The organism is Paenibacillus sp. Marseille-Q7038 (genome assembly GCF_965111595.1).
In genome coordinates this window covers 2,583,680-2,606,212 of the sequence record NZ_CBCOOM010000001.1, presented here as the reverse complement: position 1 = coordinate 2,606,212, position 22,533 = coordinate 2,583,680, and the positions used below count along the sequence as shown (strand labels likewise).

The window sequence follows — 22,533 nt, the reverse complement described above, 5'->3', positions numbered from 1 at the left end:
TAAAATAGAGGTCAAGTGGACGAGCACCACTCGCATATAGTAGTGAGGGACTACAATACGCGGGAGGTGTAACGTTCTTTGAGCTATCAAAAATATGGCATTAGTCCGCAGCTGGTGGAGCGCATCAAGACAAAAATGAAAAACCCGGCAGCGAAGGAACGAGTCAAATTACTGGTTGATGGAGTTACAAAAACAGATCTTCAGAATAGTGCCAAAGTAAGACGACTGGTAAAATCGTCTGCTGCTATATTGAATGAGAAATTTTCGCCGGCGGATGAGGAGCGTTTTGTTAAATTTGTTGTTGACCAAAAGATAGATCCGAACAATACCTTGCATCTTATCAAACTATGGGGAATGTTTCGCTGATTAGGGTACAGGTGATCTTTCTGGATTACTATTGATCTGAAATGATGTCTTGCATTTTATGCGGAAAAACCTACAAAAAAAGAGGTGCTGATCTCATTCAGCACCTCTTTTTTTGTAGTTATCGTTTGAATGTAAGCTAGGCTGCGTTCGTTATACCGGTGAGATCAGCTCGATACTGTCATTCGCTACCTTACCCACGGCAGCGGACACCGGATAAGCCTGCATCTGACTCGCAGGATAGGGGATAAGCAGTGGAGATACCTCTTCTGGGCGCTGAACCGATCGATTCAGCCACTGTTCTTCCTGTTCCGGAGGGATGACAACAGGCATACGATCATGAATGGGAGACAGAAGAGAATTCGGCCTTGTAGTAATGATGGTACAGCTGCTTACTTTTTGCCCTTCCGGGCTTATCCATATGTCGTATAATCCCGCGAAACTAAAAATACCCTTGTCTTGCATTGTGATTCGAAAGGGTGATTTTTTCCCATTCTTCTGCTTTTGCCATTCATAGAAACCATCGGCTGGTATAAGGCAACGTTTACGAAGAAAGGACTCGCGAAAGGCAGGTTTGTCTAGAAGAGTCTCGCTGCGGGCATTAATTAATTTACTGCCGATGCTGATATCTTTTGCCCAGTGAGGGATCAGTCCCCAACGGAGTGTACCCGCTCTTCGTTTAGTACCATCATGTATAATCGCAACAACCTGCTGGGTTGGAGCAATATTATAGCGGGGACGATAATCTATATCGTCTGGAATATCATCAAGCATATAACGAAGCAATAATTCTTCCATCGTGACCCCAAGGGTGAATCTTCCGCACAAAGCCAGCACACCTTCCGTTTTTGTATCAGTATAACGCCTTACTCCTTAGAAAACCTGCCTTGAAGATACAGCAGGTTAGTTAGCATGAACATCAATAATATGTCTCATTTTAACATCATGGAGTCCGGCCAGGTCCTGTATACGAATCGTTCTTCCTGCCTGATCAAATTTGACAACGGTTCCGGTAAGATGGATATCTTCCCACTCATCGAACAAGACGATCGTCACAGGCTCTTTTAACATCAGTGATTCAGCAAGTAGACGTGACATTTCTTCGAATGCTTGTGAATCAAGAATCGGACGGGTCCTGGGAGCTAATTTTTGCTGATGTTGTACATAAGCTTCGCGATGTTCAGGAAGCATCATTCGTGAGGATTCAAATAATCCGTTTTGTTGTAATTTTTTACTCATCGATAGTGACCTCCAATTTTGCGGGAACGATCATGTATCTGACCTGCATGCTCAAGAGAGGAAGCACGAATAATAGCAGTATCTCCAAACTTGCGTTTGATCGCATCTGTTACTTTATCAAGTTCCCGTTGTTGCTCTCGGTTATCGAACCAGGTTAATTGATATTCCGTATCGGGGATCAGTTCTGTAAGAGATACACCCACTCTTCTTACGGGCTGACCATCCCAGTAGCGCTGGAATAACTCACTGGCTGCTTTATAAACTTCTGCGGTAATTTGCGTGGGTTCCTTTATTTTCATTTGTCTGGAAAAACCGGTGGGTTTGTCAAAATCAATTCCTCGGCAGCCTACAGATACAACATGGCCCATAAGTCCTTTCTCCCGGGCCCTTCTTGCGACAAGTTCAGCCAGTTCCAATAGGACCACACGAATCTCTGACCATGTAGTGTAGTCTCTCGGAAGGGTCATTTGATGACCAATTCCTTTTTGTTGCTGCATAAAAGTGCTGGGTCTTACAGGCGAATCATCTATTCCGTTCGCGATACGCCATAAGACTTCGCCATTGACACCCCAACGGTCACGCAGACGAGGGAGAGGAGTGCGGGCTAAATCTCCAATTGTATGAATACCCATCTTATAGAAATGATGAGCCATTCTTGAGCCGACCATAAACATGTCTCGAATGGGCATCGACCAGAGTTTCTCAGCTATATCTTCCTTCGGAAGAATATAGATCCCCGTTTTATTTTTCTTAGCAAACAAATCACAAGCCATCTTGCTCACGACCTTGGCATCGCTGATTCCAATCCGTACCCGTACTCCGGTTTCAAGCCAAACTTGCTGCTGGATCTGGCGAGCGATTTCTTCTGGTGTACCGAATAGTCTTAGACTGCCCGTTACATCGAGAAATTGTTCATCAATGCTGTAGGGCTCCACAAGATCCGTATAGGATTGCAAAATACTTGTAATACGGAGAGAAACTCGGATATATTCTGCCATTCGAGGTTTCACCACAACAACATCCGGACATTTAGCGATTGCATCTGACAGGCGCTCGGCTGTTGTAATTCCATAGGTCTTGGCCAGTGGACAGGCTGCAAGAATAATTCCAGACCGGCGAGCTGGATCACCAGCAACGACAAGTGGGCGATTTGTATACTCTGGATGGGCTGACTTCTCCACACTGGCATAAAAAGATTGACAGTCAGCCAGCATAATCACACGTTTTTTCCGCTCCATAAGACCATACTCCTCTTCAATCGTTCCGTATTAGAACACATGTTCTTATTTTATAAGAATAACGGAGAAATATACATACAGCAACCGGAATTTTTTTGAAAAGAGATGAGAATTTCTGAAATACTCAGAAAGTATTAGAAATTAGGAAAAAGGACATGGTTTTTAACACAAAGAGCGAGTGATTTGAGACCAGGGAGTCAGGAATTAGGGAATTATAAGCAGAATGTAAAGGAATATTAAATAGATTTGTCCTAGATACAGGACCATCTGCTTCTTTTCAAATGTTTAATATTTCAAGAATGCTGTTGTATCAAGGCTTTTCACGTTTTTGATATCGGACTATAGTATCAATTTTGTAATAACTATGGTTAAAATTGTAAACAGAGAGCAACTTTAGGTTATTACTTGCGTTACATTATATAGACAGGAGGGAAGGAGAATAGGGCTGTAACTACTGATGAGTAAGGCTTTTCCTTGATTATTGAAAAGAAGTTCAGGTGTTACTTTGGTGTAGACAGAGCAGGAAAAGAAAAGTGGATTTTTAGGATGGTCGGCCCCTAAACCCAGGATAATGATTTTGAAACTGGGCAATATTATCCAATCTATCTTTCCTTCCATTTGCCTAGTTACAAAAGGGAAAGCTTGGCGATATAGTTAATAGAGAAGTTACAGACATTCGCCAAACGACAGAATCCGATTCTGCATTGCAGGCGACCTGTAAATTAAGGGAGGCATTGCAACTATCGTTTTTGCCTTACGATGACTAAGAATGATTTTTAGAAGTGGAGCGAACCAGGAACCATGAGCAGACGACAGAGAAAACGATTTGCCGTAGGGATCTTAATTGGCATTCTTATTTTTGGCGGCGGAGGATGGGCATTATACTCGTACATGAAACCAGCGCAAAACACTTTTACAGCAGAAGACGGAACGAAAATGAAATTTAAAACAGAAGGCAATCAGTTCTTACAATACAGCCAGGAAGGAAATTGGCAGGAACTGTTTGTGAAGGGTGTTAACCTGGGTTCAACGAAACCAGGTCATTATCCAGGTGAATTTCCGCTTGTAAAAGAAGATTATCTTAGATGGTTTCAACAGATTGAAGATATGGGCGCAAATGTAATCCGAATCTACACGGTTCATCAGCCCGTATTTTATTCAGCGCTCGCAGAGTATAACAAAGGCAAGGAACATCCGCTGTACTTTATGCAAGGGATCTGGTCACCAGAAGAACAGTTAATTGAGCAAAGGGACGCTTTTGCTGAAGGAATTGAAGAAAAATTTAAAGCGGAAATAAAAAAAGCAGTATCAGCCGTGTATGGGGATGCGGATATCCCGCATGTGAATGGAGAATCGAGTGGTAAGTACAAAGTAAATGTAGGCCAGTACTTGCTGGCATGGCATCTGGGGACCGAGTGGGACCCGCAGATGGTAGATGACACAAATAACAAGTATCCGGATCATCCTCGTTACGAGGGAGAACACATTTCTGGTACAAAAGAGGCGAGCCCCTTCGAGAACTGGCTTGCTGAGCTGCTGGATGAAGTAGCGAAAGAAGAACAGAAATACGGATGGGAACACCCTTTAACTTTTACCAACTGGGTCACGACTGATGTGCTTGAACATCCAGGCGAGCCTCTATTTGAAGAAGATTTGGTAAGCGTAGATGCAAGACATATTGAACCCGTGAATTGGCAAGGCGGTTATTTTGCAGCCTATCACGTCTATCCTTATTATCCAGACTTCTTCCGTACAGACAAAACGCTGCAAACGATAAAAGATGAGCAAGGGGAATACAACACGTACAAAGCGTACTTACGTAAGCTTAAATCCGAGTTTCCCGATCTACCTATAATGATTACAGAATACGGAGTTCCGGCTTCTCTTGGTATATCTCATTATGGTCTCGGTGGAAAAGATCAAGGTGGTCATAATGAGCAGCAACAAGGCGAAATTAACCAGTCGCTAACGAGGGATATATATGATGAAGGATATGCCGGAGCAGTCCTCTTCATGTGGCAGGATGAGTGGTTTAAGAAAACATGGAATACAATGCCGCTTGAAATTCCTGCAGATCGTAAAGCTTACTGGCTGAACGTACTCACGAATGAGAAAATGTTTGGAATTCTGGCCATGGAAGCAGGCAAACAAAACCAGCTGTTTATCGATGGGAAACTGGACGAGTGGTCCAAGCTTCCTGCTGAACAAATTCAGCTTTGGCAGGGCAATACAGAAGGCATCGAAAGCATTCAATTAACTCATGATGAAGCTTACCTATATATGGGGATTACGCTCGATGAACCCTTCGATCCGTCCAAGACGAAATTGAATCTTGGAACAGATACGCTTCCTGGCGGCAATCAGCCGCTTGAATCTCTCCCAGGTAAAACACTGGAAGGCGGGGATCTGGAAACGCTGATTACAATAGGTAAGGATAAGGAATCGGAAGTAGCAATCGCAAAAAGCTATGACTTTAACCAGCGGTTATATGGGCCAGAAGGCTATTGGATGCTGGAGGAACAGACAAAGGCTACACCGTCATTTGTTCCTTGGAAGCTGGCCATCAGTCTGATGATGAGCCCGCCTGATACTAAATATGCCCATCCTTATATGGATGAAGTTGTAGGCCTATTAAACCGGGGCACAACGAATCCGGATTCTGCTGATTTCGATTCACTAACCCTTTGGCAGTACGAAGGGAAGGAAATAGAAGTTCGTATTCCATGGATGCTGCTTGGTTTTGGAGATCCGAGTTCACTGCAGGTTATTGATTATAGTCCGTTAACAGAAAATAAAGAATTTCAGACGGTAACAACAGAAGGCATAAGGCTGATCCCTTGGCTGACTGATCTTAGCAGCGGTGACGTATCTTGGCCTGGCGGCACAGAGGATACATTTGATATACAAGACGTTCAGGCTTATTCATGGGAACCATGGGAAACAGTGAATTATAGTGAACGTTTCAAAAAGAGCTATGATCTCATGAAAGAAACGTACTCAGAATTACAATCGCGAGAAAAATAAAGGAGGATACTTATCCATGTTTTCTAATTTGGCCCTAGCGTACATTTTCCTATATTTGTGCGCAGGACTCATTGTAGTGGGGATTGGTCTGCTCATAACGATGAAAACGACCCACAATGCAAAAGAACGCAAAAAAGAAGAGTATGCAAATAAACACAAGGACTACTTCGTTTATGTTCAAGCGAACTTGACGGGGAATGAAAAACTTCAACTTCCACCAGGGAAATTAACAAGAATTGAAGAGGAAGTCATTATGGATCGCTTAATCGTCATCCATGATCAGATTAAGGGAGAGCATGCTGCGAAACTTCGCGACATAGCAAGGGAATCTGGTTTTATTGCGAAGCAAATGAAACAGCTTGACAGCATTTCCAGCAACAGAACAATTGAAGCTGCTTACAGGCTCGGCGGAATACGAGGTGCCGAAGCGACGACAGCTTTATTGCAAGTGCTAAAAGAAGAAAAAAAGGTAGCTCACGCAGTCATATACGCCAGAGCGGTAGCAAAGTGCGCAGAACGACCTGCTGAACTGAAAGAGATGCTCAGATATCTCCTTGATAAAGGAAGACCAGTTTATGAACTCGCGGCAGATATTTTAATGGAAACGAGTCTTACACCGAGTAATCTGCTACAAGAACTGCTTGAGTCCGATCACTACAATGATGTAAAAGTGGGACTCGTCGCTTCGTATGCTTATACATCTCCAGAAGTGATGCCGTCTGTCATTCGGTTGTTCCGTTCCAAGGATGAAACGATACGTACAGATGCGATTAAACTTTATCTAAGCAGAGGTCCTCTACTCAAGGATCAAACGATGAAAGAATTAATGCGAGATTCAAATCCTGAGGTTAGAACAGCGATGGCAAACGCTCTTGGATCCATCCATACAGAAGACAGTATCCAGCTGTTACAAAAAGGACTGAGCGATGTAGATATGCTTGTGCGTAATCAAAGTGCAGAAAGTCTTGCAGGACTCGGTGTGCGCGGTTTTGAAGTGCTGTGCGAAACAGCGGCTACGGCAAGCGGTACGGCTAGAGAAGCAGCTCTTGCGTATACAGAGCGTGCAATGGCTACGGCTGACGGTCAAGAAGAAGTTGAAAAAATGATGACGCTGAACAAGAAGAAACTAATCTATCAACGTTATTTTGGAGCTTCACCGAAAGAAAAACAAACTCGCCGTATGTCAGAGGTTATTGGAGGGGATTTCACTGCTTAAGGATATATTGCTTGGATATGGAATGGTTATTATTTATTACGTTATTTTCGTTACTGTCTTATATTTCGGAATTTTATGTTTTTCCTACAAAGATATCTTTACGATTCGCCGCCGAGCAGAGTATTCCAGTTTTAAAAGCTTAGCGGGATCGGATGTCGTTCCTCCTATATCGCTTTTGGTACCTGCGTATAACGAAGAATTGACGATTATAGAAAATGTAAAATGTCTGATGACACTCAACTACCCGACGTATGAGGTCATAGTCGTCAATGATGGTTCTACAGATAAGACGATTCAAGTACTCATTAAAGAATTTGGACTTGTTCCCGTTCAAAATCCGATTTTCCGTGGAACCATCCGGTGTGAGCAGGTTCGCGGTGTATATCATAATCCGGATTATCCTTTTCTTTACCTCATTGACAAGAATAATGGTGGTAAAGCCGATTCACTGAATGCCGGAATAAACTTTTCACATTTTCCTTTGATCTCATCGATTGATGCAGATTCTTTACTTGAGAAGGATGCACTTATTCGCATGGCTCGTATGTATCTGGAGAACCCAGAAGAGACCGTTGCGATCGGCGGAGATGTCCGTATTGCAAATGGCTGCAAAATTGAAAATGGTGCTGTAAAAGATGTATCACTTCCACGTAAAATTTGGCCGATGTTTCAATCCATTGAATATTTAAAAGCATTCCTTGGTGGACGAATTGGTTGGAGTTCACTAAATGGACTGATTATCGTTTCAGGTGCTTTCGGCGTATTTAAAAAAGAGGCTGTTATTGCAGTAGGTGGATACCGTGATGGCTATCCCGGAGAAGATATGAACATCATTATCAAGCTTCATCGCTATATGCTAGAAAACAAGAAAAAGTATCGTATTGCATTTTGCCCAGAGGCAGTCTGCTGGACTCAAGCACCAGATACGTACCAGATTATTTCGAACCAACGTAAACGTTGGGGTCGGGGAAACCTGAAAAATATGCTGGAGAACGGAAATATGATGTTCAGACCCAAGTATAAAACAATGGGAATGCTCACAATGCCGTACAACATCTTTTTTGAGGCATTGAATCCTTATTTCCGGATTACTGGACTTTTGGCTTTAGTAGGTTACGTTATGCTGGATATGACGGCTTGGCCTGTTCTAGTGATTTTTGGTCTCCTTAATTTCTTAAGTGGTTATCTGCTGAGTGTAGGAGCTCTGATTCTGGAAGAGATTGCTTTCCGCCGTTATCCGAAACCGTCTGATCTTGTGAAAATGTTAGCTTTTTCTGCGCTTAAGTTTGTAGGGTATCATCAGCTTGGCGTCCTTTGGAGAGTACAAGGGCATATCCAGTTTATGCAAAAAAATAACTCTTGGGGAACGATGACAAGACAGAGCTGGGAAGAGCCAAAAGCCGAAGAGGCAGCTTAAGAAGGTAAAAGTGAAATGTTGAAAGGTGGAGATGAGTCTTATGGCAAATACAGTAACTCTTGAGCGTCAGATGAAGGACAGTGTATATGACATTCTTGATGAGCAACTAAAAGGAATGGCTAACGAGAACAGCGGCGTTGTGTTTGTTCACTGCATAGATCGAGAGCAACAGCCGGATGCAGAGTTGCAGGATATTCTTACGAGGACCTGCGAGACGGAATATCAGGTTTGGAAAGATACGCAGACAAATACGATTGCAGTCTTCCTTCCCTTTATGTCACTCAACCGCACACACTATCAGGCACTGTTAATCAAACAGGGCCTGATGCAAACCTTGCCCGGTGTCGATCCGCGTCTAACGATTGCAAGCTTCCCTGAAATGGGGAAAGCAAGCAAACATTTGCTGAAAAGTATGGCTGAATCTGCAAGACTCAGTACGGATGCAGATATCAAACTATATACACCAAATGAAACAGCGGTACATCCAGGAAAGATTCTTATTGTAGATCAAGAACAATCAACAAGAGAATTTCTTCAAATCCGCCTTGCTTTGCAAGGATATGAGATTTATGAAGCGGTGGATGGACTTAGTGCCCTCGATATGGCTGTAAAAGTGGAGCCGGATCTTATTTTGACCGAACTTAATTTGTACGGTATGAGTGGAGTTCCCTTTATCCATCAGATTCAGAATCTGGATCTAAAACAGCAGCCAAAAGTAATTGTTTTGACAGACCAACGAGTAGAGCAGACCATCACACAGTGTTTTGAAAAAGGTGTAGAAGATTATGTAACCAAACCTTTTTCTCCTGTGGAACTCGATGCCCGCATTCGTCGTTGTTTTCAATAGAAATCATAGATCTTACAGTAATCGTAGCTTGTAAAATAGTAGATTTCAAACTGATAAGGTAGTCCTGTTTTAACACATAAAACAAAAAGTGAGCTGTGTATCATGGTAACTAAATGATACAGCCTGCTTACCTAAAATTCCATTTGGAGGGTGAAGTACTGTGAAAGAGCAATTCCATACTTTAATGAACGCAATTGAAAGCAAGAAAGCCGTGTTGGGTGTAGTAGGACTAGGATATGTTGGCCTGCCGCTCGCAGTAGAAATGGTAAAGCAAGGATTTACGGTAATCGGTATTGATTTAGACCCGTCCAAAGTGGAGAGTATTTATCAAGGCGAGTCCTATATTCATGATATTTCTTCGGAAGACCTGAAAACGGTAATGCAAAGCGGTCGCTTTCAGCCGACAACAGATTACAGCATGCTGCGTGTGATCGATGCACTGAGTATCTGTGTACCAACACCACTCAGTGAAAACCAGGATCCGGATACATCATACATTGAAACAGTGGTAGAACAAATCAAATTGCACATGAAGGAAGGTATGCTCATCACGCTTGAGAGCACAACTTATCCTGGTACAACGGAAGAATTGATTGAGCAAAAACTTGAGGCTATTGGTAAAAAAGTAGGAGAAGATTATTTCCTCTGCTTCTCACCAGAACGTGTGGATCCGTCAAACGGCAGATATACTACTTTTAATACACCAAAAGTAATTGGCGGTACTACGGAAGAATGCTTGAAACTCGGAGCAGCACTGTATAGCCAGTATGTAGAAACGGTAGTTCCTGTATCTAATCCAAAAATTGCGGAAATGTCTAAGTTACTCGAAAATACGTTCCGCAGTGTAAATATTGCGTTTGTAAATGAAATGGCAATGATGTGTGACCGTATGGGGATTGATATTTGGGAAGTAATTGACGCAGCTGCGACAAAACCATTTGGCTTTATGCCGTTCTATCCAGGCCCAGGCATCGGTGGACACTGCATTCCGCTTGATCCGATGTACTTATCCTGGAAAGCGAAAGGATTTAGATTCTACAGCCAATTTATTGAACTTGCTCAATCCACAAATGACAATATGCCGTACTACGTAATGAACAAAACAGCAACGATTCTGAATGAATATGCGAAATCAATTCGTAAATCGAACATATTGCTGCTCGGTATGGCGTACAAACCAAACATTGCGGATCTTCGTGAATCTCCAGCTCTTGAAGTTTACGAGCTCTTTAAAGAAGCGGGTGCCAATGTAGAGTACTTCGATCCGTATGCAGATACTTTCCGCGATAAACATGGAGAAACGGTTCATAGTGTGGAGTATAACCCTGCTAACTTCAAAGGTTATGACTGCATCGTGTTAATTACGAACCATAAGAATCTAGAGTATGATGAGATCGCATCGCTGGCCGTACCTATACTCGATACTCGTAATGCATTCAAGGAATACCCATTACCGCACATCTATAAAATAGGCCATTCTGTACAGCATCCCGTAGCATCGCAGGAAGAAGCGGTATTTGCTTAAGAAAAATGCGGTGAACGCTGCGCAGAAGCCATCGAATAAAGGAGGATATGCATGGAATACGTGGCCGGCATGGGTAAAAGGAGGCAGCTTGGTAATTATCTTTGTCCTTTTACTTATCCTATATTTCATGCTGAAATCACCTGGGGTGAATGAAAACAAAGCGACATGGCTATGGGATGCTTCGATCATTGAAGAGCGTACGGATGAAATTGTGATGTTCTTAGCAGAACAAAAGGTGAATACTGTTTTTCTGCAAACGAAAGAGAGCGTGTCTGATGAAGCATATCGACATTTTAATGCGGAAGCAAAAGCTCACGACATTTCAGTCCATGCACTCAATGGTCACGCAGACTGGGCCTATACAGAAAAGCGACAAGAAGGCACGGTATGGGTTGAATGGGTAAAGAAATTTAACCAGGAAGCAGCACCAGAGGAGCAGTTTGCAGGTGTACAGTTCGATGTCGAGCCTTATCAATTGCGGCGATGGGAACAAGAGGAACAAGCAGTCATTGCAGAATGGAGTGCAAATATAGAGGAATGGATTCAGGCAGGGTCTGAAGGCAATCTCTATATGAGCGCAGCGGTTCCTTTTTGGCTGGACAAGCGAGAGAGTCCGGATGGTGAGGGTACACTCAGCCGGTGGATGATTGATCAATTTGATGCCATTGCCATCATGGCTTATCGAGACAGCGGTCAGCAGATGTATGATCTCTCCAAGGAAGAACTTGCTGAAGCAGATGAGCTGGACAAGCAGGTATGGATCGGTGCCGAGCTTGGTCATACCGAGGAAGGCGAACATCTAACCTTTTACCGGAAAGCAGTTACGAATATGGAATCAGAGATGGAAGTAGCGGCTGAACTTGGCACAAAACATCATTCCTTTGCCGGACTTGCGGTACATCATTATGAAGTGTGGTATGAGAAAATGAATGATGATGTATCTCTCGTCCGTAAAGAAAATGAATAGTCAATCCTAAATCTTGTTTGCGGAAATAAGAGATAGTAAAAAGAGAGAACGGTATGCTTACTTTAATAGGCAGACTGTTCTCTTTTTTTGTTGTTGACAGGCTGTCTTAAATCATTATAAATAAGATGGTGGGTTCCACTTCAAATACAATACATAAGGGAGCAAAAGTATTACGATGAGTAAACTCGAAGTATTACAGAATCCGAAACAACGTAAGCTGCTATTTAGTGCTGGACTAAGCTGGATGTTTGATGCCATGGAAGTAGGTATGATGTCCTTTATCGTAGCTGCTCTGGCGAAGGAATGGCTCCTCAGTCCAGGCGAAGTAGGGCTGATCACAAGTTCCACTTCCATTGGTATGGTCGTGGGAGCTGCTCTCGCAGGCACGCTGGCTGATAAGTATGGAAGAAAAGCTGTTTTAATGTGGACACTGCTTATTTTCTCGGTAGCAAGTGGATTTTCAGCTTTAGCTACAGGGTATGTGTTCCTTTGCCTCATTCGTTTTGTGGCAGGGATAGGTCTTGGAGGAGAACTTCCGGTCGCTTCTACGCTTGTATCCGAATCGGTACCTGCTAAGGAAAGGGGACGAGCCGTTGTTCTGCTTGAAAGTTTTTGGGCTGCAGGCTGGATTATATCGGCTCTTATTTCTTATTTCATCATCCCCGAGTACGGATGGCGTGTAGCTTTTCTAATCGGTGCATTGCCTGCATTTTACGCGCTGTACTTACGCAAAGCTATCCAAGATCCACCTGATTTTAACAAGAAAAAGGAACTGAAAAAAGTTACCTTTGGAGAGAAATTCAAATCGGTTTGGTCCATAGAACATCGGAAGACCACGCTGATGTTATGGATCTTATGGTTTACGGTTGTATTTTCTTACTATGGTATGTTTTTATGGCTGCCAAGTGTCATGACGTCAAAAGGATATGAGCTCGTCAAAAGTTTTCAGTATGTGCTTATTATGACGCTCGCGCAGCTGCCTGGTTATTTTACTGCGGCTTACTTTATTGAGAAATTCGGGAGAAAATTTGTACTTGTCGTATATTTAGTGATGACAGGATTCAGTGCGCTCTGGTTTGGAAATGCCAGCTCGGAGATATCCTTAATTATTGCAGGAATGTCACTTTCTTTCTTCAATCTAGGGGCATGGGGAGGCATGTATGCTTATACACCGGAGCTGTATCCACTGAGAACACGCTCTACTGGAGTAGGATTATCTGCATCCGTTGGCCGAATCGGAGGCGTGATTGCACCACTACTTGTAGGTCTTTTGGTCCAAAAAGGGGTGCCTTTTAGTACAATATTCACCATGTTCTTTGTTACGGTATTAGTTGGTGCAGCAGCGGTACTCGTGCTAGGTAAGGAAACAAAAGGGACGGAACTTGTAGATTAGGTCCATCGGCAGATGTAACAAAATTGTAACTTATGTTATAGTACACATTAGGTGTTACTTTTAGCGCCGCCAAATTCAGTGATGAGATTTTTTTATGTAGTACGTCTTATCACGAATGAAACGGAGGATATGTAAGACTAATGAAAAAAATACCCACACTTATCTTAACATGTGCCTGTGCTCTTTCCATATTGGGTGCATCATCAACAGCTAGTGCTGCGACACTACAGAAGGGTAGTAGAAGTTCCGAAGTAGTTGAGGTCCAAGAAAGACTGAATAAAATAAAATATTTCTGGGCTGGCATCAGCGGTTACTATGGAGACAAAACGGTTGCAGCTGTGAAGAAATTCCAGAGGGTGAACAACTTAGCTGTCGATGGAAAGGTTGGTCCCAAGACAGAAGCCAAACTGAAAGCCAAAGCGCCGATTAATAACAAAGTGTTAAAACATCTGGCAGGTATTATTCAAGATGAAGCTGGCGGAGAATCATTTACTGGACAAGTTGCCGTAGGAGCTGTCATTCTAAATCGTGTTCAGAACGGGGCATTTCCGAACGCCATTACGAACGTGATTTTTCAAAAAGGGCAATTCTCACCTGCAGCGGATGGCAAACTAAGTGTGCCAACGGCGGGTGCATATGAGGCAGCTCGCAGAGCTTTGACAGGATATGATCCTTCTAAAAATGCTCTATACTTCTATAATCCGAAGTATACTTCATCTTCTTGGATGAGTTCTAGGCCAGTTACACAAAGACTTGGTAATCATGTTTTCACAAAATAAATATTGAATTTGTAAGAATGAAGTGCACTTGAAAAACGCTTCGCCGGGAGAAAGCAGGAACAGTTCCCTTTCTCTCGGCTTTTTTTTCAGGATCGGCAAAGCCAGATCCCACTATTAAACTTACATCACGAATCTGGAGGTTGTCATAGATTATATGAACAAATTAAATAACAACAAAAAGTGGAAAAGATTCACAGCAGGTTTACTTTTAAGCGGATCGATAGCAATAGGTACGGTAGGGATGGCTTCTCCGGCCAGTGCAATGCTTCTTCAAAAAGGGACTCAACATTCTGAAGTTGTAGAACTCCAAGAGAGACTCAGAACGCTTGGGTACTTGTCTGCTGGAGTAACCGGATACTATGGATCACAAACAGAGAAGGCAGTTCAAACCTTCCAGAAGCGAAGTGGACTGGCCGTAGACGGAAAGGCAGGCAAACGAACGATAGCCGCTTTGAAGACGAAGGCACCTGCCGCAGGATCTACACTGAACGCTTTAGCTAAAGCAATAAACGGTGAAGCGAGGGGCGAATCATTAGAAGGTCAGGTAGCGGTAGCTGCTGTCATCCTTAACCGGGTCCAGTCTAATCAGTTCCCAAGTTCCATAAAAGAGGTTATCCTTCATCCTAGACAGTTTACTGCGGTGGATGACGGTCAGTATAACCTTACTCCTAATTCATCAGCTTATATAGCAGCAAAGCGTGCGCTGAATGGTGAGGATCCAACAGAGGGAGCTCTCTATTATTATAATCCGAAGATTGCTACATCTGCTTGGAGTAAGGCACGCCCTATTATAAAAACAATAGGGAATCATGTTTTCACAAATTAGGAATTAAATTATAGAATCAATAAGATGATTTCTTACAAGAGGTCACTGAATAAGTCCCCTCATAAAGAAAAGGTACGGCTCCTCAAAAACAGTTGAGGGGCTGTACCTTTTTTTGGGCTGTATATAGCGGATTATAATAAGATGTAGTGTTCGTGGATGATTAGATAACAACAAACCCCGGTTCTGAGCCCTTATGCGGCACTGTAGGACATTACTTACACCCGAAGGAACAATATAACTTCATCATCAATGTGCTGGCAACGAAAGCGCGGTACAACTCGATGTCAAGTAAGAAACTTCTAAGACAAAAGAAGACATTCATCTCCAAAACGCGGAGTGAATGTCTTCTTTTAATACTAATCTATAATATTAGAGTACACTTTTTGCTCCTACATATTTAGGACCCCAGTAAGTGTTACTCAAGCTGTCGATTTTAATACCACTGGAAGTAGTGGCAGAAATGAAACTATTGTTTCCAACGTAAATGCCGACATGAGAGACAGATGAACCTGTTGTATTAAAGAAAACAAGGTCGCCTTGCTTCAAATTACTTTTTGATACAGAAGTTCCTGTTTTATACATGGAAGCAGCTGTACGCGGAAGAGATACATTGTGTTTCTCAAAAACATATTTCACAAAACCAGAGCAGTCAAATCCACTTGGAGTAGAACCGCCATATACATAAGGTGTACCTATATATTTTGTGGCTTCTTGGACAATACTTGTTCCTTTTACATGATCATTTCCTACGAGAATCGGGCTATACGTTTTACCTGTTGTATTTACCATGGCAAGGGAATAGCTCTTTTTCCAAACCACGTCATTACCCATTGCTTCGGATATAAAACGAAGTGGAACGTATGTACGGCTAGAGCGAATAAACACTTGTGTATCAAGACTTACACTTTTTCCGTTGACTGTTGCTGTTGTGGAACCTGTTTTAATTTTAATTGTAGTTCCATTTTTTTTAATAGTAACCGTTGTAGTTGAACCTGATTTAGAAGAACTTACGGTATAATTCATTTCTTCTGCAAGTTTACGTAATGGAACTTGCGTTCTATCGTTATTATCTAGAAAAGGAGAAGCATCCTCAAAATTAACAAGACTATCATTAAGCTGTACATTTACACTATTTGAACCTGAAGAAGAAGCATCTACTTGCGAATTTCCGAGTACTAAGCCTGCTCCAAGCAGAGTAGTTAACAACATACATTTACCAAATTTCATCATTATTATTTATTCCTCCGTTAGCCTCCGAGGTTAGTTGACGGGTTTGAGTAGAAGGTACTCTAGGATCTTCATCATCCATTCACCCCAAGTATGTAAATCGTCCCCCGTACTATCTAGTAGATTCGGCTTTATTAATATTAATCAACTGTAACTAATATATAATAAAAAAAGCATTGAATGTTACAAAACTGTAACCATAGTTTCGCTTTTCATACACTAAAACTTGGCAAAGATCTTAATTATATACTTATATAGAGAGGTTAAATTCATTTAAAAGGGTTAATTTATCACCAAATCGAAGAGTTGAAACACCTATTTAGGTTACAATATTGTAACCTAAATTATTAATTTTCCTGTTTTTATTACAAAATATTTATCTATTATTTCATATAAAACCCTTAATTTTCTAGTTCTTTGGTAAAAATATAACAAAAAAACAACCCGTTATTTTAGAAATAACGGGTTGTTGGGGTGATCATTACAAAGATGTTATCAAATTATGTCGATTTATTACGTCCTGTTATTAGTAAAAGGAGGAATGAAATGACAATAATAGAGATCGTCCACACCCAAGCCATGGTTGTATTACCGCTGTCTACAGCGATATATATAGCAGTGGGTACAGTCTGCGTTTTACCTGGTATATTACCTGCAATCATAAGTGTAGCCCCAAACTCTCCCAGCGAACGGGCAAATCCAAGTATATAAGCGGTCATAAGAGAAGGCCATACAAGAGGAAGTGTAATATAGCGAAAGACTTGCCATTCATTTGCACCGATGGAGCGTCCAGCTGCTTCAAGCTCTTGGTCCACGGACGAAAATCCAACTTTCATCGTCTGATAGACCAGAGGGAATGAGACAACAATCGAAGCGATAACGGCTGCCCACCATGTGAATAGAAGTGGAGCTTCAAAAATACGCTCTATTAGTGAACCAACAAAGCTGTTTCTGCCAAAAAGAACGAGTAACAAAAATCCAACGACAGTAGGGGGCAGCACAATGGGAAGCATGAAAGCAGTCTCGAGAAAAAGTTTACCGCGGAATGTTTTCCTGGACATCCATTTAGCGAGTAAACTCCCTACAATGATCGTTACAAGGCTTGAGAGCAGCGCGACAATCATTGACAATCGTACGGGCGCCCAAAATAAATTCCAGTCCATCATAGGCATCGCTGTCTAAAGACCTTTAAACCCGTACTGCTGAAATATAGTCTTGGCCTCATCAGATTTAAGGAATTCATAAAATACTTTGGCCTCCTCTATGTGTTTACTTGCCCTCGTAATGCCCATTGGGTAATGGATAGGTGCATAAAGCTCTGGATCAACCATATGTACAATATTAACTTTAGAAAGAAGAGCATCTGTTTTATATACGAAACCTGCATCAGCATTACCCGTTTCAACGTATTGTAATACTTGACGGACATCCTTGGCCTGTATAACCTTCGGAAGCAGTATGTCGTATAATCCAAGGTTTTCGAGTGCTTCTTTGACATAACTACCGGCAGGAACGCTCTCTGGAATACCGATGGCCACTACTTTTACTTCGGGTTTTGTGAGATCGGCCTCAGAGGTTATATCAATCTTGCTGTCATTTGCGGACACAAGCACCAGCTGATTCGTCAGTAATGTTTCAGAGTATCCTTCCAAGATCTGATTGTTGTCAATCAGTACCTGCATATTCTTGTCTGCCGCTGATAGAAAAAGGTCAACGGGAGCGCCTTGATTAATTTGCTGTTGTAACGCGCCCGAACTGCCAAAATTAAAAGTGAGCTGGATTTCCGGGTGATTCTCTTCGAAGATCGGACGTATTTCTTCTAGAGTATCTGTTAAGCTGGCTGCTGCTGAAATGGTAAGCTCTGTGATCTCTGATGGGGTAGAGGTTGATTCTGAACCAGATTGCTGTGAATCTTGTTTGTTAGATGTAGAAGTGCTGCATGCAGCTAGAAAAATTATGAAGAGGAAACATAAACAAATATAACTAACCTTATTCACTTTGATCATAATATCATCCTATCGTTATAATTGAGTATATTTAGATATAATTAATTATTATATTATGAATAGATAAGATGACAATACTAAATAGCAAAAAGAGATTATGATACAATGCGGGTATAGATTTGCCATGGGGGTATCGCAAGTGAAAGATAATATATCTTATACAACAGAGGAAATAGCAAAGCTTTTAAAAATATCCAAACTGACCGTATATGATTTGATAAAAAAAGGAAAGTTACCCGCCTATAAAGTCGGCAAACAAATGCGGATAGACCATGCGGATCTGGAGGCCTACAAACAGTCTTCCAAAGATTTTGTTGCAAAGCCAGCTCATGATAAGGAGAAACGAGAATTACATATTGCCTCCCAGAATAGTGGAGTAAGACAGGTGGTTATTACGGGGCAAGACTTGAGTCTGGATATTCTGGCGAGTCATCTAGAGAAACAATCACCGTTTCTAAGACCGCTGCGTTCCAATGTGGGGAGTTTAGACAGCCTTATCTCCATGTATCAAGGGAAGTCGGATATTGTCAGCACTCATTTGCTTGATGGAGATACAGGAGAATACAATGTTCCCTATATTCGTAGGCTGTTAGTTGGTTCTTCCTATATTGTTGTAAACCTGATGAGTCGATGGGCTGGATTATATGTAGCACCAGGCAATCCGCACATGTTAGAGGGATGGTCTGATCTTACGAAGCCGGGGCTTCGGTTCGTGAACCGCGAAAAAGGGGCAGGGGCTAGAGTTCTTGTAGACGAACAACTTCGTATCCATGGTTTGGACAAATGGTCGATCCAAGGATATGAGAGTGAAGAAACCAGTCATTTCGCTGTAGCAGCAAAAGTTGCCTCCGGTGAAGTTGATGTTGGGGTAGGAGCGATGAAAGCAGCATCTGTTGTAGCTGGTGTCGAATTTATTCCGCTCATTAAAGAACGTTATGACCTTGTCTTGCTGGATCAACCGGAGAATACCTTACTCATTGAAGCCGTGCTTGATATCCTCCGTTCGGATGCATTTCGTCATGAGCTGAATATGATTTCTGGATATGATCTTTCGGAGACGGGGAAGATCATGCTGAGAATGTAAATGTACTATATAGAAGCTTTAAAAGAACCTGGCTGTATAACCGGGTTTTTTCGTCTGCAAAAAAGAATTATCTTTCATCTATATGCTGCTCTAACAAAGATCAAATTCAGTCGGCCAGATCAGATACCCTCTTGTTTTAGTCCCTTTATGAATGTCTTTAAAATAGGAAAGTAAACGAGGACGTGACGGTCCATTCAGTACGAAGACCATATATTCGGCATATGTTTTTTGTGTAATATCATAAACCCAATCTAGCTGTCTAAGAAGCGGCGATAAAGAAGAAATAGGAAGAAGCAGGTGGGTGTTCTGAAGCGGGCTTAGCTTCCCTTTTAAATAGGATGTAATGTAGACAAAAGCTTCTCTGTCACGTGCAATGAACATGGTAATGAGGCTGGGGTCTGTCTCGCTGTAACGTATATAACCTGCTAGTTCTTCACCGATCAGAATGGAGGATGCGCGTATGGTGTTAGATGGGCTAATCCAGTCGAGCAGCGAATGTCCCGGAAGGATTGCAAAAGAAGAAGGTCCATACGTGGTTTCCCACATGTCATATAGGGTAGGAAGATCACTAGATTCTACACGCCGCTCTCGAATGAAGGGTTCTGCTTCTGTTACAAAGATCGTCTCGAGCGGGATTTTCACTTTTTCGTCCATCCATGCGTTGCTTCTGAAGCCAAATCGTCGATAAAAATGCGGATGGCCCAGTACAGTAGATAATTCAAATCCCTTCTGCTGAGCACGGTGTATTCCTTCTGTAATTAAAGCAGAACCAATACCAAGCTTTTGATAATCGGGATGAACGGATAAAGGAGCCAGGATTAGATTTTTCACTTTGTTTCCTTCTATTTGTACTTCTTGTGGGGTAAACAGAATATGACCGATGACTTGATCGTTCTTTATGCAGATTAGGGAGAGTTCAGAATCAAAATCTTTTCGTGTACGAAGGGCACTGACAAGAGCGGTTTCTCCCATACCAAAGTTATAGGCAAAGGCTAGAGCATGCAGTTCCGCAATCGCATGGAAATCAGAAGGAAGTTCGGAGCGAATGATCCAGGAAGTCATGATATACACCTCATCTCTTTTTACTAAAGGTGAATTCTTATTAGTCTTCTAGAATTAGAATGGCGTTACCCTCGTTTTTTTATGCATTAGAGAGGGAGAAAAAAGGGGAGAATATGAAAGAAAGGGTAGTTGCTAATTTTTTTTGTTCATGAGATAATTGGAGTTTGCCTAATAAGAATATGATAAGTGTTGGAGGCGTAACCATGGAGCGATATCCTTTCTCCTATGATCCGTCAGAACCATTCGTCAAGCAGGTCGGCGATTGGGTAGCGGATGTTTTTTATGATGTGTTACCTGAACATGGATTTGATATCCGTGATGAACAAATATTTATGGCTTACCAATTGGAAAGAGCCTATGCCAATAAGAAAACCATTTTTGCTGAAGCAGGAGTAGGCACAGGAAAAACACTTGTGTACCTGCTGTATGCAGTTAACTATGCAAGGTATACACGGAAGCCCGCAGTCATCGCTTGTGCAGATGAGTCGCTCATTGAGCAGCTTGTTAAACAAGAAGGAGATATTGCTAAACTTGCCCGTTATTTGGACTTACAGATTGATGCGCGGCTTGGAAAATCTCCGGATCAATACCTCTGTCTCAAAAAAATAGACGGTGTTCGTCTTCAGGATGAAGATGCAGCTGTCATTGAAGACGTATATGAAACGCTTCCTGATTTTGTCCATTCACCGGGCACAATGCAATCTTTTTACCCCTATGGAGATCGTAAGGAATACCCGAATCTAAATGATGAACAGTGGAATAAGATTAACTGGGATTCTTTTCAAGACTGTTTTGTATGTGATAAAAGACATCGCTGCGGTATGACACTGTCTCGTGATTATTACCGCAAGGCGACAGACATTATTATCTGTTCCCACGATTATTACATGGAGCATGTATGGACTTATGAAGGAAGAAAAAGAGAGGGTCAGCTTCCCTTGCTCCCTGAACATAGTTCGGTTGTATTCGACGAAGGACATCTACTTGAATCTGCTGCACAACATGCCCTTAGTTATAAGCTGAAACATAGTGCTTATGAAGAGATTGTTACTCGGTTGTTGGATGGAGAGATCCGGGAGACACTCGCGCTCCGAATTGAGGATTCTATTGATCAGAGCCAGCTTGTGTTTGCACTGGTTGCAGAGCAAAGTACAGCAATACCGGGTTCCGACCGAAAACGTGTCCGAGTAGATGATAAACTGCGGACTGAACTGAATCGTTGGAAGAGTACCATTGAAGCGATTGATGAAGAACTCGTATTTGAAAGTGGACTTCATACACTAGATGAATATAAGCTGCGTATTGTTGAAGAACATCTGGAGATGATTCAAACGGCACTTCACCTGTTCCGTGACTCAGAAACTTATATTTGCTGGGCAGAAGAAAATGAGGATGGCTCAGCGACGCTTGCTATCATGCCGCAAACAGTCAAAGAAGTATTAGAGGAACGAGTATTCGGACTGCAAATGCCGATCGTATTTTCTTCAGCAACCCTTTCAGTCGATGGATCTTTTGATTATGTAGCAAGCAGCCTGGGGATCAGTGATTACTTATCCTTCTCTGTAAATTCTCCATACGATTACGAGAAGCAGATGAAACTGATCGCTCCAAGTGAACTCCTTGGAGAAGGTGATATGCGAATGGAAGTTGCTGCAGCGAAGAAACTGGCGATGGCAGCAAAACTGATCAAGCGTACGGAAGGACGAGCTTTATTATTGTTTAAAACCATGAATGAACTTCGTGAGTTTAAGCAAGCAGCTTCCCATCATCCTTACTTTGCATCCTATAAGATGCTTTATGAAGGAGATCGGGAGATCAGCAGTCTGATTGCGGAATTCCAAAATACCGAGGAAAGCGTACTTTGTGCGGCTAGTCTATGGGAAGGACTGGATGTACCTGGACCTTCGTTGTCCAACGTTATTATTTGGTCACTTCCTTACCCGCCGGAGGATCCGGTATTTATGGCTAAGCGGGAAGCTGCTGATTCAGCATATGAAGAAGTAGACCTTCCATACATGCTGCTTCGTCTGCGCCAAGGATTAGGAAGACTCATTCGTTCTTCAACAGATCAAGGGATGGCTGCTATTCTAGATGCGGAAATTCTGCTTAATTCAAATGTGAGAGAGCGAGTGGAAGCCGTCTTGCCACCCGGAGCTACACTTTCAGTAGAGGCACTGTAGTTCGTAATTCGAATTAAGTGTAAAAGAAACATTAAAAAAGAAAAGACCTGTTTTGTACCCAGTACAAGTCATAAAGTAGACTTGAAGTGGTCATAACAGGTCTTTTTATATTTTTATTTTTGTGATCATCATGATCTTCT

At 42.2% G+C, this 22,533-nt stretch carries 19 protein-coding genes and 1 riboswitch; of the genes, 12 read left to right on the top strand and 7 right to left on the bottom strand.

What is annotated here, in order from left to right:
- Positions 1-78 precede the first annotated feature (78 nt).
- Positions 79-366, top strand: coding sequence for a stage VI sporulation protein F (locus ACWPWY_RS12415; protein WP_454191971.1), 288 nt, complete (start codon positions 79-81; stop codon positions 364-366).
- Positions 367-516: 150 nt separating this feature from the next.
- Here ACWPWY_RS12415 and ACWPWY_RS12410 read toward each other — a convergent pair whose 3' ends face one another.
- The 3 genes from ACWPWY_RS12410 to ACWPWY_RS12400 all read right to left on the bottom strand — a co-directional run bounded on the left by ACWPWY_RS12410 (position 517) and on the right by ACWPWY_RS12400 (position 2,840).
- Entirely contained in the window at positions 517-1,191 is a 675-nt protein-coding gene (locus ACWPWY_RS12410; protein ID WP_454191970.1) for an SOS response-associated peptidase, read from the bottom strand.
- 75 nt (positions 1,192-1,266) lie between these two features.
- Positions 1,267-1,602 carry a YolD-like family protein gene (locus ACWPWY_RS12405; protein WP_454191969.1) on the bottom strand — a complete coding sequence of 112 codons (336 nt, stop codon included), beginning with the start codon at positions 1,600-1,602 and terminating at the stop codon, positions 1,267-1,269.
- Positions 1,599-2,840: a DNA polymerase IV gene (locus tag ACWPWY_RS12400; protein ID WP_454191968.1), complete on the bottom strand. Its 1,242-nt coding sequence runs from the start codon at positions 2,838-2,840 to the stop codon at positions 1,599-1,601. The genes ACWPWY_RS12405 and ACWPWY_RS12400 overlap by 4 nt, the downstream gene beginning before the upstream one ends.
- An 801-nt stretch (positions 2,841-3,641) precedes the next feature.
- On the opposite strand from ACWPWY_RS12400, the gene ACWPWY_RS12395 reads away from it, so the two are divergent.
- From ACWPWY_RS12395 to ACWPWY_RS12355, 9 genes are all read left to right on the top strand, one after another.
- Positions 3,642-5,864, top strand: a complete 2,223-nt coding sequence (locus ACWPWY_RS12395; RefSeq protein ID WP_454191967.1) for a hypothetical protein — start codon at positions 3,642-3,644, stop codon at positions 5,862-5,864.
- A gap of 16 nt (positions 5,865-5,880) precedes the next feature.
- A complete protein-coding gene (locus tag ACWPWY_RS12390; RefSeq protein WP_454191966.1) occupies positions 5,881-7,080 on the top strand; it encodes a HEAT repeat domain-containing protein in 1,200 nt (399 codons plus the stop codon).
- A 22-nt stretch (positions 7,081-7,102) separates the two neighbouring features.
- Entirely contained in the window at positions 7,103-8,497 is a 1,395-nt protein-coding gene (locus tag ACWPWY_RS12385; RefSeq protein WP_454192878.1) for a glycosyltransferase family 2 protein, read from the top strand.
- 40 nt (positions 8,498-8,537) lie between these two features.
- The gene (locus ACWPWY_RS12380) at positions 8,538-9,344 is read left to right on the top strand and encodes a response regulator (RefSeq protein WP_454191965.1); all 807 of its coding nucleotides are present in this window, start codon (positions 8,538-8,540) and stop codon (positions 9,342-9,344) included.
- Between the two features lie 160 nt (positions 9,345-9,504).
- Positions 9,505-10,869: a nucleotide sugar dehydrogenase gene (locus ACWPWY_RS12375; protein ID WP_454191964.1), complete on the top strand. Its 1,365-nt coding sequence runs from the start codon at positions 9,505-9,507 to the stop codon at positions 10,867-10,869.
- Positions 10,862-11,836, top strand: a complete 975-nt coding sequence (locus ACWPWY_RS12370) for a hypothetical protein (protein WP_454191963.1) — start codon at positions 10,862-10,864, stop codon at positions 11,834-11,836. The genes ACWPWY_RS12375 and ACWPWY_RS12370 overlap by 8 nt, the downstream gene beginning before the upstream one ends.
- A 175-nt stretch (positions 11,837-12,011) precedes the next feature.
- Complete coding sequence (locus tag ACWPWY_RS12365; protein WP_454191962.1) at positions 12,012-13,229, top strand: MFS transporter; 1,218 nt, start codon at positions 12,012-12,014, stop codon at positions 13,227-13,229.
- 140 nt (positions 13,230-13,369) lie between these two features.
- Positions 13,370-14,008 carry a cell wall hydrolase gene (locus ACWPWY_RS12360; RefSeq protein ID WP_454191961.1) on the top strand — a complete coding sequence of 213 codons (639 nt, stop codon included), beginning with the start codon at positions 13,370-13,372 and terminating at the stop codon, positions 14,006-14,008.
- Positions 14,009-14,162: 154 nt separating this feature from the next.
- Entirely contained in the window at positions 14,163-14,834 is a 672-nt protein-coding gene (locus ACWPWY_RS12355; protein ID WP_454191960.1) for a cell wall hydrolase, read from the top strand.
- A gap of 369 nt (positions 14,835-15,203) precedes the next feature.
- On the opposite strand, the gene ACWPWY_RS12350 is transcribed toward ACWPWY_RS12355, so the two are convergent.
- From ACWPWY_RS12350 to modA, 3 genes are all read right to left on the bottom strand, one after another.
- Positions 15,204-16,064 (bottom strand): C40 family peptidase, encoded by an 861-nt coding sequence (locus ACWPWY_RS12350; RefSeq protein WP_454191959.1) that lies wholly within the window; start codon positions 16,062-16,064, stop codon positions 15,204-15,206.
- A 4-nt stretch (positions 16,065-16,068) separates the two neighbouring features.
- Positions 16,069-16,202: riboswitch (cyclic di-AMP (ydaO/yuaA leader) on the bottom strand.
- A 359-nt stretch (positions 16,203-16,561) separates the two neighbouring features.
- The gene (gene modB, locus ACWPWY_RS12345) at positions 16,562-17,224 is read right to left on the bottom strand and encodes a molybdate ABC transporter permease subunit (protein ID WP_454192877.1); all 663 of its coding nucleotides are present in this window, start codon (positions 17,222-17,224) and stop codon (positions 16,562-16,564) included.
- A gap of 15 nt (positions 17,225-17,239) precedes the next feature.
- Positions 17,240-18,067 carry a molybdate ABC transporter substrate-binding protein gene (gene modA, locus ACWPWY_RS12340; protein WP_454191958.1) on the bottom strand — a complete coding sequence of 276 codons (828 nt, stop codon included), beginning with the start codon at positions 18,065-18,067 and terminating at the stop codon, positions 17,240-17,242.
- A 139-nt stretch (positions 18,068-18,206) separates the two neighbouring features.
- Between modA and ACWPWY_RS12335 the strand changes: the two genes are divergently transcribed.
- Positions 18,207-19,151, top strand: a complete 945-nt coding sequence (locus ACWPWY_RS12335; RefSeq protein ID WP_454191957.1) for a substrate-binding domain-containing protein — start codon at positions 18,207-18,209, stop codon at positions 19,149-19,151.
- Between the two features lie 90 nt (positions 19,152-19,241).
- Here the strand turns inward: ACWPWY_RS12335 and ACWPWY_RS12330 are convergent, their stop codons facing one another.
- Entirely contained in the window at positions 19,242-20,213 is a 972-nt protein-coding gene (locus tag ACWPWY_RS12330) for a GNAT family N-acetyltransferase (RefSeq protein WP_454191956.1), read from the bottom strand.
- A gap of 203 nt (positions 20,214-20,416) precedes the next feature.
- On the opposite strand from ACWPWY_RS12330, the gene ACWPWY_RS12325 reads away from it, so the two are divergent.
- Entirely contained in the window at positions 20,417-22,393 is a 1,977-nt protein-coding gene (locus ACWPWY_RS12325; protein ID WP_454191955.1) for an ATP-dependent DNA helicase, read from the top strand.
- Positions 22,394-22,533: the final 140 nt, after the last annotated feature.